The sequence below is a fragment of the Bartonella refiksaydamii genome (genome assembly GCF_902652675.1).
Taxonomy (GTDB): Bacteria; Pseudomonadota; Alphaproteobacteria; order Rhizobiales; family Rhizobiaceae; genus Bartonella; species Bartonella refiksaydamii.
The window spans coordinates 1-15,410 of the sequence record NZ_LR736318.1 but is presented as its reverse complement, the minus strand read 5'-3'; the positions used below and the strand labels follow the sequence as shown (position 1 = coordinate 15,410).

Here is a 15,410-nt window from a genome sequence, read left to right as displayed (position 1 = left end):
CAATCGTTCCAATGTTAACATGCGGCTTCGTACGTTCAAATTTGCTCTTTGCCATTTGAGCTCTCCATTTTCCGTCCAAATCAAGGACTAAGTTAAAAATTAATCACACAACCAAAAATCACGCGTATTTCTTTTGAATCTCCAAAGCAACAGCCGAAGGAACAGGCTCGTAATGATCAAACTGCATTGTATACTGTGCACGTCCCTGACTCATCGAACGAAGAGTATTCACATAACCAAACATATTTGCCAAAGGAACCATCGCATTCACAACTGTAGCAATACCACGCGCTTCAGTTCCCGAAATCTGACCACGACGAGAATTCAAATCACCAATAACATCACCAACATAATCTTCCGGAGTTACAACTTCTACCTTCATGATCGGCTCAAGAAGCTGCGCACCAGCCTTCTTTGCCCCATCACGAAAAGCTGCACGAGCTGCAATTTCAAAAGCTAAAACAGAAGAATCAACGTCGTGATAACCTCCATCAATCAAAGTAGCTTTTACACCAAGCATAGGGAATCCTGCAAGAGGACCAGACCCCATAACGCTCTCAATCCCTTTTTGAACACCAGGAATATATTCTTTGGGAACAGCACCCCCAACAACTTTTGACTCAAAAATAAAATCATCACCATCATGAGGCTCAAAAATAATTTTCACACGAGCAAACTGTCCTGCACCACCAGATTGTTTCTTATGTGTATAATCAATTTCTGCCGCTTTGGTAATCGATTCACGATAAGCAACCTGTGGCTGCCCAATATTTGCCTCAACCTTAAACTCACGCCGCATACGATCAACAATAATATCAAGATGCAGCTCACCCATTCCAGCTATAATGGTTTGCCCCGATTCCTCATCAGACTTTACACGGAATGAAGGATCCTCAGCAGCCAAACGATTAAGCGCTATACCCATTTTTTCTTGATCTGCTTTCGTTTTTGGCTCAATTGCAATTTCAATAACAGGCTCTGGGAAATCCATCCGCTCCAAAATAATAGGCTTTAAAGGATCACAAAGAGTATCACCGGTTGTCGTCTCTTTCAGCCCCGCGAGAGCAACAATATCACCAGCAAACGCCTCCTCAATGTCCTCACGAGAATTTGAATGCATTTGAAGCATACGTCCCAAGCGCTCTCTTTTTCTCTTAACAGTATTTTCGAGGGAAACACCTTTTTGAACCTTACCAGAATAAACACGACAAAAAGTTAATGATCCAACAAAAGGATCATTCATAATTTTAAAAGCAAGCATAGAAAGCGGAGCATCATCTGAAGATTCACGTGTTGCTTCAGACTCGGTCTTCACATCAACACCACTAATTGCAGGAACATCAATCGGAGAAGGAAGATAAGACACAACAGCATCCAAAAGCGGCTGAACACCTTTATTCTTAAAAGCCGTACCGCAAAGAACCGGATGGAACTGAACCTCTATTGTCCCTTTACGAATAAGAGCAACGAGCTGTTCATTGGTTGGCATAACACCTTCCAAATAAGCCTCGGTCGCAGCCTCATCAACTTCAACCGCCATCTCAATGAGCTTTTCGCGATATTCCTCCGCCTCCTCCTTCAAATCAGAAGGTATATCCCCCACCACAGCAGACGAACCGATAGAACCATCCCACTTCAACGCCTTCATCTCGACAAGATCAACGACACCCTCGAAATCATTTTCAGCACCAATTGGCAATTGTAAAACAAGCGCCTTAGCCCCCAACCGCGAACCAACCATTTCTACACTACGATAAAAATCAGCACCTATTTTATCCATTTTATTAACGAAGACCATGCGTGGCACACGATATTTCTCAGCCTGCCTCCAAACAGTTTCCGTCTGAGGCTCCACACCAGCATTTGCATCCAACAACGCTATTGCACCATCAAGAACACGTAAAGAGCGCTCAACTTCAATCGTAAAATCAACGTGCCCTGGCGTATCAATGATATTGAAGCGCCGCTTCCGACCATCACGCCCTTCCCAAAACGTTGTCGTTGCAGCAGACGTAATCGTAATACCGCGCTCCTGCTCCTGCTCCATCCAATCCATTGTAGAAGCGCCATCGTGGGTTTCACCGATTTTATGATTTTTGCCGGTATAAAATAAAATACGCTCAGTCATAGTGGTCTTACCAGCATCAATATGCGCCATAATACCAAAATTACGATAATCTTCAATTTTATATTCGCGAGCCATTGCACTTGCCTTAAATTTTTAACACGTCTACCAACGATAGTGAGAGAATGCACGATTAGCCTCAGCCATACGATGAACATCCTCACGCTTCTTGACCGCAGAACCACGATTATTTGCCGCATCTATCAACTCACCAGAAAGACGATCAATCATTGTCGTCTCATTTCGCCCACGTGCCGCCGAAATCAACCAACGTATAGCAAGAGCCCGACGTCTATCAGGACGAACATCAATCGGAACTTGATAAGTAGCACCACCAACACGACGCGAACGGACCTCAACATGAGGAGCAACATTTTCCAACGCTTGATGAAACAGGACCACTGGATCTGCCTTAATTTTCTTTTCCACAGCTTCAAGCGCACCATAAACAATACGCTCAGCAACTGACTTTTTACCATCAAACATAATGGCATTCATAAACTTTGTGACAACCAAATCACCAAATTTAGGATCTGGATTAACTTCACGCTTCTCTGCTCTATGGCGACGGGACATTGGCTTTGTCTCTCAATATTATTTTGGACGCTTTGCGCCATACTTAGAACGACGCTGTTTACGATTCTTGACACCCTGAGTATCAAGCAAACCACGAATAATGTGATAACGAACCCCTGGCAAATCTTTTACACGACCACCCCGAATCATAACAACAGAGTGCTCTTGAAGATTATGCCCCTCTCCAGGAATATAACCAATCACCTCAAATCCATTTGTCAAACGGACCTTAGCAACTTTACGAAGTGCAGAATTTGGCTTCTTCGGTGTCGTTGTATAGACACGAGTACAAACCCCACGCTTCTGTGGATTCGACTGAAGAGCAGGGACCTTGTTGCGCTTAACTGGCGCTACACGCGGCTTGCGAATCAACTGGTTTACGGTAGGCATGTAACCTTCCTCTTTATTTGATCTACGTTCGTCTCGCCCACTTGGGCTTTATTCTATTTTTAATACTCCGACAAAACTCGAAGTAAATACTAAACTTACACACAAAATCGGGCACGCCGGCTATAAACAGCTCACCCGATCATAAGCAGAGAAGGCAATGGCCTTTTGCACTGACATTTGCTTTTAACTTTTAAAATAAACCTGCTTGAATAATCCTCTGAATACAAAAACAGGTATCACTCTTACATGTCCGTAGAACCCTTAATAGCGAGAACACATACATTCGTCAAGGACTAAACATCAGAAAGTTTTTTAAAAATGAAAAATAATCAACTTTCAATGCTTTAATCGAATTTCTACAAGAGTTCTTGATAAACCACATTACCATAGTAATATCTTCTATACAATAATTTTAAAGAGACATAACATATCGTAAAGATATCAAAGGTATTTATTTATGAAACATTTTAACGTAGCAATTTAATAAATTGCACACAATTTAAGACAAGCATAATGAAAATAGTAACGTGGAATATTGCCGGAATAAAAGCACGACATGAAACATTATATCAATGGCTACAACACAATCAGCCGGATATCGTCTGTTTACAAGAAATTAAAAGTACCGATGAGAATTTTCCACGCGATGCAGTTGAAAGACTAGGTTATCACATAGAAACGCACGGACAAAAAAGTTTTAATGGTGTTGCGATTCTTTCTAAAAAAACACCTGATGAAGTGATCCGTCGATTACCTGGCAATGATAATGATGAACAAACACGTTACATTGAAGCCGTTTATTCAACAAATAAAGGCGTTGTTCGTATTGCATCTCTCTATTTGCCAAATGGAAACCCTATAAAAAGTGAAAAATATCCTTATAAAATGGAATGGATGGAAAGATTGTATGCACATGCAAAAAAATTGCTTGCTTATGAAGAACCCCTTATCCTAGCTGGTGATTATAACGTCATTCCTACTCCATTGGACGCAAAAAACCCTCAAGAATGGAGTAATGACGCTTTATTTACTCCACAAACAAGACAAGCATTCCAACGCATTGTTCATTTAGGTTTTTATGATGCTATTCGTAATGTAACAGATACCTCCTCATTCAGTTTCTGGGATTTTCAAGCCTCTGCATGGCTCAAAAATAACGGGATTCGCATTGATCATTTGCTCTTATCACCAGAAGCTATTGATCAACTTATTTGCGCTTATAGCCAAAAAGAAGTAAGGGGATATCAAAAACCATCAGACCATGTCCCCGTTTGGATCCACCTTAATTTCAGTTAATTAGGGTACAACACCCGATTTTATTGTGATAAAAAATATCCCATCTAAAATAATAAATGTGCTACACCATGCAAACAATATACCTTAAACAATAAAATCAATTACTAAGAATTTTAAATAAATGGAGGACATCAATGAGAAAATCACTGTTAATGTTTATTGCAGCAACTGCCATTGGGCTCACAAGTGTCGCACATGCTGGAAATGATACCCTTGAAAAAATAAAAAAAACAGGAGAGATTACGCTGGGTGTGCGTGAATCATCAGGTCTAGCCTATGCCCTCGGCAATGACAAATATGTCGGTTTCCACACAGAAATGGCAGAGCGTATTATTGACGATATTTCAAAAAAAATTGGGAAGCCAATCAAAATTCATTATCTCCCCATCACATCACAAAATAGAATTCCTCTCTTGAAAAATAGTACCTATGATTTTGAATGTGGCTCAACAACAAATAATGTTGCCCGTAGTAAAGAAGCCGCTTTTGCTTATACTACTTATGTCGAAGAAGTTCGAATTGCCGTAAAGAAAAATTCTAACATTAAATCTCTTGATGATTTAAATGGGAAAAAAATCGCAACCACTACCGGTACAACATCTGTTCAACTTATCCGCAAAAATAAACGTGCAAAAAACATTCAGTTTAAAGTTTTAAAGGGAAGAGATCACGGAGATAGTTTTTTATTATTAGAATCTGGTAAGGCAGACGCTTTTGTCATGGATGCCTCAATTCTTGCTGGACATATTGCTAAATCAAAAAATCCGTCTGATTATATCATTCTTGATACTGTACTTTCAGTCGAACCTATCGCCTGTATGCTCAGATTAAATGACAAAAACTTCGAACAAGCAATCAACGATAGCATCTTGCGTCAAATCAAAGACGAATCACTCGAAAAACTTTATGATAAATGGTTTATGAAACCAACTCCGCCTGCAAACACTATTGTCAACCTTCCTTTATCTAAATCAACGAGATATGCTTGGGAACATCCAAATAATAAACCTCGGGAAGATTATACAGAGAATAATTTGTAGAGTTTAAAAAAGAATAACCACATTGTTTAGAAAATTGAATGTGGTTATGTTTTAGTTTATTTCTTAATAAATTCAGCATATGTAAAAATATTGCTGATTTATTATTTTGTTTTGCAGATGACTAAATTTAGGAAATATTAAAATTGATGGACTTTTCTTTCCTTTGTACAGATGATCTTGACCAAACACTCGTAGCTGGATGTCTTGGAACTCCTGGTGTAAGTCATACCTACTTAGATACACTGCTTGATGGCTTAAAGAATACAGTTATATTATCGATCTCTTCACTAATCTTAGCGGTGCTTTTGGGTGTCATTATAGGGACAATGCGCACTCTACCGAATACTTCCATGATCCGCTGCTTATTACGTGCTATTGGAAGTATATGGGTGGAGATCATGCGTAACATTCCTTTGCTTGTACAAGTGTTTTTATGGTATTTTGTTGTGCCTAAAATTTATCCACCAGCGATGAACTTTTCACCCATTCTCTTAATAACGTGTGCCTTGGGGTTCTTTACATCCGCCCGCATAGCAGAACAGGTCCGCTCAGGAATTGAAGCGATTCCTTCTGGTCAGCGCCACGCAGCTATGGCAATGGGATTTACGACCTACCAAATTTATCGTTATATCATATTACCGCGTGCTATGCGTACAATCATGCCACCACTTACTTCAGAAGCAATGGGTATCGTGAAAAATTCATCTATAGCATTCGCCGTTTCAATAAATGAACTGATGCAATTCCAATACCAAACAATCGAAGAAGTAAGTCACGTTTATGAAAACTATCTCATAGTTACGATTCTTTATATCTTTATAGCCTTATTCGTATTTATTATTATGACAATAATTGAGCAAATGCTCAAAGTTCCTAATTTTCAAACAGAGGAACACTAAATATGATAAATTTTATAACCTCTCAGTTTGGATTTTCTACTCCTTTCAATTTTTCAGATTTTGATTTTTCATTTTTTACTTTTGATGTATTTTGTTCTTACATTTTATCAGGTTTGCTCTTTAGCATTTTTCTCACCCTTTTTGCCACTGTATTTGGACTTATTTTCGGTACACTCTTAGCAATGATGCGGCTTTCTTCTATAAAACTACTCTCTTGGCTTGCAGTAATTTATATAACTGCCATGCGTTCAATACCGCTTGTTATGGTTATCTTATGGTTTTTCGTGCTTTTACCTTTCCTAACTGGAACATCAATCGGTGCAAATAAATCAGCACTCATTACCTTTACCGTATTTGAAACCGCTTATTTTGCCGAGATTATGCGTGCCGGCATAAATTCCATTTCGCAAGGACAAAAACAGGCAGGGCAAGCTCTTGGAATGACATATTTGCAAAATATGTATGTTGTAATTCTACCTCAAGCTTTTAGAGATATGCTTCCAATCTTTTTAACACAAGTTATCATCCTCTTTCAGGACACAACGCTTGTTTATGCAATTAGTGGGAATAGTCTTTTGAATGGTTTTGATATTGTTGCTAACAATTTTGGTGTAAAACAAGAAGCTTATGTCTTGGCAGCCATTTTTTATTTTGTTATTTGTTTTACACTATCGCAAATAGTTTTGTATCTACAGAAAAAAATATCCATTATTCGCTAACAGGAAAAAAATGTCTAATCATATGATCGAAATAAAAAATGTTTCCAATTGGTATGGCGAAATTAATGTTCTTAAAAACTGTACAGCCAATATTAACAAAGGGGAAGTTGTTGTGGTTTGTGGTCCATCAGGATCAGGAAAATCAACCTTTATTAAAACTATTAACGCCCTTGTCCCTTTTCAAAAAGGAGAAATTTGGATTAACGGAACACCAGTTCATTCAAAAAAAACAAATTTGCCTAAATTGCGCAGCCATGTAGGAATGGTATTTCAGCACTTCGAGCTTTTCCCACATTTATCTGTCACAGAAAATTTGACAATTGCACAAATCAAAGTCCTAAAGCGCACCAAAAAAGAAGCACTTGAACGCGGTTTATTATATCTTGAACGCGTTGGACTCATTGAACATAAAAATAAATACCCTGGTCAACTTTCTGGAGGTCAACAACAACGTGTTGCTATTGCTCGCGCCTTAACTATGGATCCACTCGTAATGCTTTTTGATGAACCGACATCTGCTCTAGATCCTGAAATGGTAGGTGAAGTACTCGATGTTATGATTAGCTTAGCTGAAGAGGGTATGACGATGATTTGTGTAACGCATGAAATGGGATTTGCGCAAAAAGTTTCTGAACGTGTTATTTTCATGGATCAAGGAAAAATTCTCGAAGACTGCTCTTCTGAAGAGTTTTTTTCTGATCCACAAGCCAGAACGCCTCGTACGCAGGACTTTTTATCTAAAATCCTTAGCTATTAACTATCACATATATCCCTAAAAACCGCATCTGTTGTAAGACCAAACATAAGAGATAAGGATTTAGTGTCGGAGAGGTCGCTAAATGTTGCAATAAAATGTTCAAAAATTGTTGCTTTTTAAAATGTCACCAACCAGCGACATTGCTATACGCTTTTCAAATTCATCACAAATGGCAAAAGCGTGCTCTTGCATAGGACGAATCCAATCTCGATCTTTTATACTCGCCTTTTCATAAGCTACAGTTAGCAATGCTGTGCCGCGAACAACTTTTCCTGCCTGAAGCAGCATATTCCCAAGCATCGCTTGAGCAGGAGGGTTTCCTTTTCTTGCAGAAAGCTGGAACCATCGTGCCGCCTGTACAAGGTTTTTTTCTCTTCCCTCTCCCTTTAAAAACATTTTTCCTAAATGGTACTGAGCTTTAGGATTTCCATAATTCACCGCAGCCTGCATATAAAGACGAACAGCATAAGAAGGATTAGGTTTCACCGGTGAGTGAGGAATACCTTTTTTTATATAACCTGCAAGTTTGACCAATGCATCAGAAATATAGCTCTCATCCTCTGAACCAAGAGCAGCACCTTTTTCAACAATATACGCAAAAAAATTGTACGCCTTATAATCATCTTCAGGGACACCATCACCCTCTGCATAGATATAACCAAGCTTCCAATACGCACCGATACTTCCCATATCAGCTGCACAACGTAACGCTGAAATTGCCTGATTTATTTGCCCATTTTTATAAGCAGACATACCACGTTTCAAAAAATAAAATGAATTACCAATAGCTTTCTGCTCACTATTTGCATCTAGCACACAAAAAAGTAAAAGAACTCCTCCTAAAGTAACAATAATCGAGACCTTTCTCCATATTTTAAGCCCGTTTCCCATCCAAAACTTCTCCCCTCATCTTCGTTTTAATCATTACATCTATCACAAATTCTTTGTATAGATTTGAACCCTTCTTAGTAAGAGAAACAAATTACTGCGAATGCCTCATATTTTAGCAGAAAAACGACCAAAAGAAAATCTCTCCAAATATCTAACAAAAAAACTTTTACTTTTATAGATAACTAACTGATTTTTAATCACACATCATCATTCTGTATTTTATAGCAGATCTCTTGAGAGTTATAGCTCTTGATTATTTTAACATTCTTATTATCCTATCCAATAGGAAGGCGCATATAGTAAAAAGCAGTTTTAGAATAGAAGGCCCTATTACACCAATCTCGCTAAAGCAATAGATATTTTCTTTCGCGTAGCACGCAATTCTGCAATTCTGTTACGTTCAACCTCAATAATCTCCGATCTTGCATTTTCTATAAACTTTTGATTGTTTAATTTAACTGATATTTTTTCAATATCTTGCTCAATTTTACTAATGTATTTTATCAAACGAGCACGTTCAGCTTCCAGATCAATCAATTGCCCCAATGGTAAACAAAAAATTGCCTCTCCAAAAATCATTTGTGCTGAAACAGCTGGAACTTTATCAGAAAAATGTATTATCTCAATACGCGCTAACTTTTTAAGAAGAGTATCATAACGCTGCACACGCTCTCGCGTTAAATCCCCTGCCTCTACAATAACAAGGGGTGCGAGTGCCCCTGCCGGAATATTCATTTCAAAACGAACAGACCGAATCTCACAAACAACATCAATAAGCCAATTAATATCGGCAGCAGCCTCTTCATCTACAAACTCTCCCTCTGGCCATTGTATCAATGCGAGCATATCCTCACGTTTCATGTTTGGCGTTTCTGTAAGAGACCACAACTCCTCCGTTATATGAGGCATAAAAGGATGAAGAAGTTTATAAACCTCATCTAAAACCCAAGCAGTACAAGCTTGAGCTTCACTTTTAGCATCCTCATTTAAACCTTGAAAAACAGGTTTGAGAAGCTCCAAATACCAATCACAGAGTATGTTCCAAATGAAGCGATAAAGAGTACTAGCAGACTCGTTAAACTTATAATTTTCAATACCAGTAGTCACTAGAGATACAGTTTTAGATAACTCTGTTAAAATCCAACGATTAAGCGCAAGTTTTACTTTTTCTGGCCTAAAAGTCGGGTCATGCTTAACACCGTTCATCTGTGCAAATCGAGTAGCGTTCCATAATTTTGTAGCAAAATTACGATAACCTGCAACACGGGAAGGATCAAGTTTTACATCACGCCCCTGTGCCGCCATAATAGCCAAAGTAAAACGCAATGCATCTGCACTATATTGATCAATGAGCTCTAATGGATCAATAATGTTCCCCTTCGACTTTGACATTTTTGCCCCCTTCTGATCTCGAACGAGAGCGTGCACATAAACCGTTGGGAAAGGAACCTCACCCATAAAATGAAGCCCCATCATCATCATACGCGCAACCCAGAAAAAGATAATATCAAACCCCGTAACCGATAGAGATGTTGGATAAAAAGTAGCTAATTCAGTCGTTTTATTGGGCCAACCTAGCGTTGAAAAAGGCCAAAGAGCTGATGAAAACCACGTGTCTAAAACATCTTGATCACGGGTTAATTCAACCATTTCACCATAATGAGAGAGAGCTGAATCTAAAGCTTCTTCTTCACTTTTTTCAACAAAAACCGTACCATCAGGACCATACCAAGCCGGTATCTGATGCCCCCACCATAATTGGCGCGAAATACACCAAGGTTGAATATTTTGCATCCAATTGAAATAAGTTTTCTTCCAACTATCGGGAACAAATTGTGTTTTTCCTTGATGAACAGCTTCTATTGCTGGCTTAGCTAATTCTGCAGCGTGGACATACCATTGATCTGTCAAGAATGGTTCAATAGGTACTCCACTGCGATCTCCATGAGGAACAGTGTGTGGATGATCATCCACAGCTGCTAAATACCCTCCCTCTTTCATCAAAAAAACAATCTTATCGCGTGCAACAAAACGATCAGATTGATCGAGATTTTTTACCAATATTTCTAATTCATCTGATAAGATTAAACCATCAAAAAATGCTTCATTCTCACGTAGAAAAATCTCCGCTTTTTTTGTAAAAATATTGATCAAACGTAGATTGTTGCGTTGCCCTACTTCAAAATCATTAAAATCATGTGCTGGTGTAATTTTTACAGCACCACTTCCCTCATCAGGATCTGCATAAGCATCACCAACAATCAATAACCTACGACCAACAAGCGGCAAAATAGCATTTTGACCTATAAGATTTTTATAACGTTCATCTTCAGGATTAACCGCAATTCCCGTATCACCAAGCATTGTTTCTGGCCGTGTTGTCGCCACTGTTATAAAAGTTGTAGCATCATTTGGATTAAAAACTTTACCTTCAAGTGGATATCTAAAGTGCCACAAATGGCCTTTGACTTCTTTTTGCTCAACTTCAAGATCCGAAATAGCCGTTAACAATTTAGGATCCCAATTAACCAAACGCTTATCCCTATATATCAAACCTTGTTTATAAAGTGTGACAAAAGCTTCACGAACCGCTTGAGACAAACCTTCATCCATTGTAAAGCGCTCACGCGACCAATCACACGAAACACCAAGGCGACGCAGCTGGTTTGCAATAACACCCCCAGTTTTGTGACGCCATTCCCAAATACACTCAACAAATTTTTCTCTACCCATTTCTTGACGTGTAGGCTCTTGACGCTCGGCAAGTTGACGCTCGACAACCATCTGCGTAGCAATCCCCGCATGATCCATGCCAGGCTGCCATAACACATTCTTACCACGCATACGTTGAAATCTAACTACAATATCTTGAATTGTCGTATTGAGTGCGTGCCCCATATGAAGTGAACCCGTAACATTGGGGGGCGGAAGCATAACGCAAAAAGATTCTGCATCACTTTTTGAACCCGCCCCTGCTTTAAAAGCACCACGAGCCTCCCACCTCTTTGCAACCCGTTGCTCTATGGAAGCAGCATCACAGTTTTTTTCTAGCATTCCACCCATCCATAACGCCGCTGAAAAATGCAACATATGATCTAAAATCCGATCATATCCTTTGCAATCCTCACCTACTCATATTAAGCTTGCAAAACTGCAAACAAAATCCTTATAAAATAAAATGAAAAAATAACGAAGCGTTAAGACGACTTTTTAATTGCCTTAACAATCTCTTCATGTAGAATATTCTCAAGCAAAATAGGCAATTTAGACTGTAACCATTCTGCTATAGCTGGGCGCAAGACGTCCTTTGCAATCTTCTCCGCAGAAGAAATACAATATTCGGACAACTCCACATGACCAGCAACCACGTTTTCCAAGTGTGACACACCAACCTTATCACTATATTCTTTTGTTTTATGAACAGAACGCTGTTCTTCAGAAGAAAGCTTTATCTTTTGCATATCCACACCAACCGTATTATTTCCTTCTACCCTATTCTCTTTCTCCTGCGTTAAAGAAAAATCCTGATTTTCAGAAGAAAGGCCAATACGATCGGCCAAAGCTTTCATTGCATCATCAACCGATAAAGTCGTATCATAAACATCTTCCGGTGCCACCGGCAAACGATCTGCAGACGCATTGGCTGCAACATCTTCATTTAAAAGGTGATCAGGTTGAACTGCATTTTCTTCGATTATTTCACGAATAGATGTCAAAATTTCATCCATACTTGGCTCACGTAATACGCTTGAACTCTGTACCATACTTTAAAACCTCTCAAAGACGCAATAACAAACAGAATCATACTTTCAGTGTAAGGAAAAGAATCATAAGATCAACATGCCTTCTTTTATATTTTCAAACATGCTATTATATTTTCAAACATAATTGTCACGAAGAGGACGCTATACACAACTTTCCTCATTTATTATAAAACAACATCCAATCGCTATCTTGTTCTAATGTGATTAACTACGGCCTTTCCAATCTTCTGAAAACTAAAAGTATTTGCAGATTAAGAGCCTCTTTCAAGTATTATCGGATATATTTAATTGTTTTTAAACCTAAATGACCTGCAGTTAATTTACCAATGGAAGATTGAACACTATAACTCGCAACAACCGCATTACGTTCTGCAATAGCAAGCGCAATTTGAGCATTAATCAACAGAGTTCGAGAATTTAAAACATCCAATGTCGTCGCCTGTCCCACACGATTCTCTTGAAGACGACCTTTAAGAGCAATTTCAGCAGCACGTACACTCTCGCGATAAGCAACAACAGACGCACGTGCGCTCTTTAACTGAAACCAAGCAGACGTAAGAGACTGTCTTATATTACTATGAGCAAGATCAAGTTGAAGATGAGCCTGTCCAAGTTGTTCCTTGGACTGTCGAATCTGAGCAGATGTACGCCCCCCTTCAAAAATTGGAACACTTAACGACAATCCTACTGATTTAGAAACTCCATCTTCCCCAGCACCATTGTAAATCCGGTTATAAGACGCTGTTGCAGAAAAATCAACTTTAGGAAGCAAGGCCCCTTCTTTTGCCTTTACATTGTAAAGGCTAGCATCAACCAAATATTTTGCATAAAGAATTGCTGGATGCGATGCAACGCTCATTTGGTAAGCAGCATCAAGATTAACCGGTAAATCTTTTGCCACTGGTGGATATGTTAATTTTTCAGGATCAGCACCAATAATTTGTCTATAAACTGCCTCTGCTGATTTTACATCAGCATGTGCAAGACTCAGTTCTGAAACAGCCACAGAACGCGCAGCTTGTGCTTGGGAGAGATCAACGCGCCCTCCCTCTCCCACATCAAATTTCGCTTTATTAGAACGAACTTGCTCTTCAAGAGCAGCCAAATTTTCTCTGCGAAGATCAGCAATACGACGTGCTTGATATACATTAGTATACGCTGTTACAGTATCGAGAAAGGTATTTTGCTCAGTATTACGAAGATATTCACGCTGTGCCTGCAGCTTAACCTGAGCTGAAGAAAACATGTTTTGCGTAATAAAACCATCAAATAATCTTTGATTTAATTTTATTCCTATAGATCCAGAAGTGATATAAGGACCGGTCATAGACTTATTCCGCCCATAACTTCCAATCCCCTCAATTTGCGGCAATAACCCCGAACGTGCAATAATCACATCATCACTTGAGATGCGTAGAGCTGCCCGCTCACTATTTAACTTAGCATTGTGTACATACGCTTTAGCAAAAGCACCCATCAGTGTTTCAGCATCAACCGAACCTGATATAAAAATACTCGAAACCAGCAACAAACACGCTTGAAATTTCTTGTTTATTTTCAACACAATAACACACTCTAAATTAATCATACAACTTATCTTTATTCACAAACAAAACAAACATTAAAATATAAAATCAGGTGTTTTTAAAAAACTAGCAAGAGGCTTTACAGCGAGATTAAAAGTACGACGCGCCGCAATAACTCCATCTTGCTTTACATAGATTTGTGCAACACCGGAATTACCATATCCTTCAACCACAATAAGGCGTCCATCATCTTTCATTTGCTCAAAGATACCCTCCGGAATAAAATCAACTGAACCCTCGATAAAAATTAGATCATAAGGCCCCTCAACGGCATATCCCTGCTCCAAATAGCCATGAATCACAATTACATTACCACACTTATTACATTCTAAAGTCTCAGCTGCTCGTTCCGAAAGAGCTTTATTATTTTCCAATGCAATCACAGTCCGTGCAAGCTTTGAAAGTAATGCCGCACAATAACCACTATTTGCACCAATATCTAAAACAACATCCGATGATCTTACAGCTGCAAGCTGTAGTAATTTTGCAAGAGAAGCAGGTCGCATCAAGTAGCACGCAGGTAACCCATTTTGCGCAGGACATACAATAATATCACTATCAAGATAACTCAAAGCTTTTATATCTTCTGGTACGAAATCTTCACGCGGTACCGTTAAAAAAGCTTCAAGAACTGGTAAATCCGTCACATCTACTGTACGAATTTGATTGTCAACCATTTTGCGACGAAGCTCTGCAAAATCTGCGACCATAACGACCATCTTCTCCTATATACAATACGAACTACAACAAAACAACGATAATGAGGGCTTAAAATCTTTATACTGTGGGTGTTACAAAAAAGTACGCTACAGTCAACAATTAGATTCTAACCGCACCATTTCTCGCGATAAAATCTCTTACCATAAAGGAAAGCAGTTTATTTGCACATATTATCCCTAAAGGTCACTTTATTTAGACACAGCTGGAGGCCTCGCCCGGAATCGAACCGGGATACAAGGATTTGCAGTCCTCTGCGTAACCATTCTGCCACGAGGCCTCGTCGACAAACATGAAACTGTCAATAAGGGAAGGCAGCACATACGTCAAGGTATAGAAAATTTTCTCTGCTTTTTTTCCTCTTCTTTTCCAATTTATGACATTTTTTTAAAAAAAAGTAATTTTATCCTTTGCAAATCAGTATTGCTTTGCTATAGCCCTTGCAGTTGAATGATTGGGCACCGTTCCCCGGTAGCTCAGTGGTAGAGCAACCGGCTGTTAACCGGTTGGTCGCTGGTTCGAATCCGGCCCGGGGAGCCACATTCTTTTCTATCATAGATAACTTATTGATACTTCATATGTTTTTTTAAGGTTCGCTGTAGCTTGACGGCAGGTTTTGTATATTTTGCCACTAGGTTTTGTACCAATTT

The 15,410-nt window shown here is 39.0% G+C and carries 13 protein-coding genes and 2 tRNA genes; 6 read left to right on the top strand and 9 right to left on the bottom strand.

Annotated features, from left to right (window positions below; translation table 11 throughout):
* Positions 1-118: 118 nt before the first annotated feature.
* The 3 genes from fusA to rpsL are packed head-to-tail and all read right to left on the bottom strand — an operon-like array spanning position 119 to position 3,091.
* Positions 119-2,203 (bottom strand): elongation factor G, encoded by a 2,085-nt coding sequence (gene fusA, locus GQO39_RS07440; protein WP_156851624.1) that lies wholly within the window; start codon positions 2,201-2,203, stop codon positions 119-121.
* A 27-nt stretch (positions 2,204-2,230) separates the two neighbouring features.
* Positions 2,231-2,701, bottom strand: coding sequence for a 30S ribosomal protein S7 (gene rpsG, locus GQO39_RS07435; RefSeq protein WP_156851623.1), 471 nt, complete (start codon positions 2,699-2,701; stop codon positions 2,231-2,233).
* Positions 2,702-2,719: 18 nt separating this feature from the next.
* Complete coding sequence (rpsL, locus tag GQO39_RS07430; RefSeq protein ID WP_004859227.1) at positions 2,720-3,091, bottom strand: 30S ribosomal protein S12; 372 nt, start codon at positions 3,089-3,091, stop codon at positions 2,720-2,722.
* A 513-nt stretch (positions 3,092-3,604) separates the two neighbouring features.
* Here rpsL and xth point away from each other — a divergent pair.
* From xth to GQO39_RS07405, 5 genes are all read left to right on the top strand, one after another.
* On the top strand, positions 3,605-4,387 hold the full coding sequence (xth, locus tag GQO39_RS07425; RefSeq protein WP_156851622.1) for an exodeoxyribonuclease III: 783 nt from the start codon (positions 3,605-3,607) through the stop codon (positions 4,385-4,387).
* 134 nt (positions 4,388-4,521) lie between these two features.
* On the top strand, positions 4,522-5,427 hold the full coding sequence (locus tag GQO39_RS07420; RefSeq protein ID WP_156851621.1) for a transporter substrate-binding domain-containing protein: 906 nt from the start codon (positions 4,522-4,524) through the stop codon (positions 5,425-5,427).
* Positions 5,428-5,573: 146 nt separating this feature from the next.
* Positions 5,574-6,326 carry an amino acid ABC transporter permease gene (locus GQO39_RS07415; RefSeq protein ID WP_156851620.1) on the top strand — a complete coding sequence of 251 codons (753 nt, stop codon included), beginning with the start codon at positions 5,574-5,576 and terminating at the stop codon, positions 6,324-6,326.
* 2 nt (positions 6,327-6,328) lie between these two features.
* Positions 6,329-7,045 (top strand): amino acid ABC transporter permease, encoded by a 717-nt coding sequence (locus tag GQO39_RS07410; RefSeq protein ID WP_156851619.1) that lies wholly within the window; start codon positions 6,329-6,331, stop codon positions 7,043-7,045.
* A 10-nt stretch (positions 7,046-7,055) separates the two neighbouring features.
* Positions 7,056-7,802, top strand: a complete 747-nt coding sequence (locus tag GQO39_RS07405) for an amino acid ABC transporter ATP-binding protein (RefSeq protein WP_156851618.1) — start codon at positions 7,056-7,058, stop codon at positions 7,800-7,802.
* 99 nt (positions 7,803-7,901) lie between these two features.
* On the opposite strand, the gene GQO39_RS07400 is transcribed toward GQO39_RS07405, so the two are convergent.
* The 6 genes from GQO39_RS07400 to GQO39_RS07375 all read right to left on the bottom strand — a co-directional run bounded on the left by GQO39_RS07400 (position 7,902) and on the right by GQO39_RS07375 (position 15,040).
* Complete coding sequence (locus GQO39_RS07400; RefSeq protein ID WP_156851617.1) at positions 7,902-8,693, bottom strand: tetratricopeptide repeat protein; 792 nt, start codon at positions 8,691-8,693, stop codon at positions 7,902-7,904.
* Positions 8,694-9,023: 330 nt separating this feature from the next.
* Positions 9,024-11,747: a valine--tRNA ligase gene (locus tag GQO39_RS07395; protein ID WP_156851625.1), complete on the bottom strand. Its 2,724-nt coding sequence runs from the start codon at positions 11,745-11,747 to the stop codon at positions 9,024-9,026.
* 143 nt (positions 11,748-11,890) lie between these two features.
* On the bottom strand, positions 11,891-12,457 hold the full coding sequence (locus tag GQO39_RS07390; RefSeq protein WP_156851616.1) for a DUF2497 domain-containing protein: 567 nt from the start codon (positions 12,455-12,457) through the stop codon (positions 11,891-11,893).
* 271 nt (positions 12,458-12,728) lie between these two features.
* Complete coding sequence (locus tag GQO39_RS07385; protein ID WP_156851615.1) at positions 12,729-14,045, bottom strand: TolC family outer membrane protein; 1,317 nt, start codon at positions 14,043-14,045, stop codon at positions 12,729-12,731.
* 33 nt (positions 14,046-14,078) lie between these two features.
* Positions 14,079-14,753, bottom strand: a complete 675-nt coding sequence (locus GQO39_RS07380) for a protein-L-isoaspartate O-methyltransferase family protein (protein ID WP_156851614.1) — start codon at positions 14,751-14,753, stop codon at positions 14,079-14,081.
* Positions 14,754-14,966: 213 nt separating this feature from the next.
* Positions 14,967-15,040, bottom strand: a tRNA-Cys gene (locus GQO39_RS07375).
* A gap of 185 nt (positions 15,041-15,225) precedes the next feature.
* On the opposite strand from GQO39_RS07375, the gene GQO39_RS07370 reads away from it, so the two are divergent.
* A tRNA-Asn gene (locus GQO39_RS07370) sits at positions 15,226-15,300 on the top strand.
* Positions 15,301-15,410: the final 110 nt, after the last annotated feature.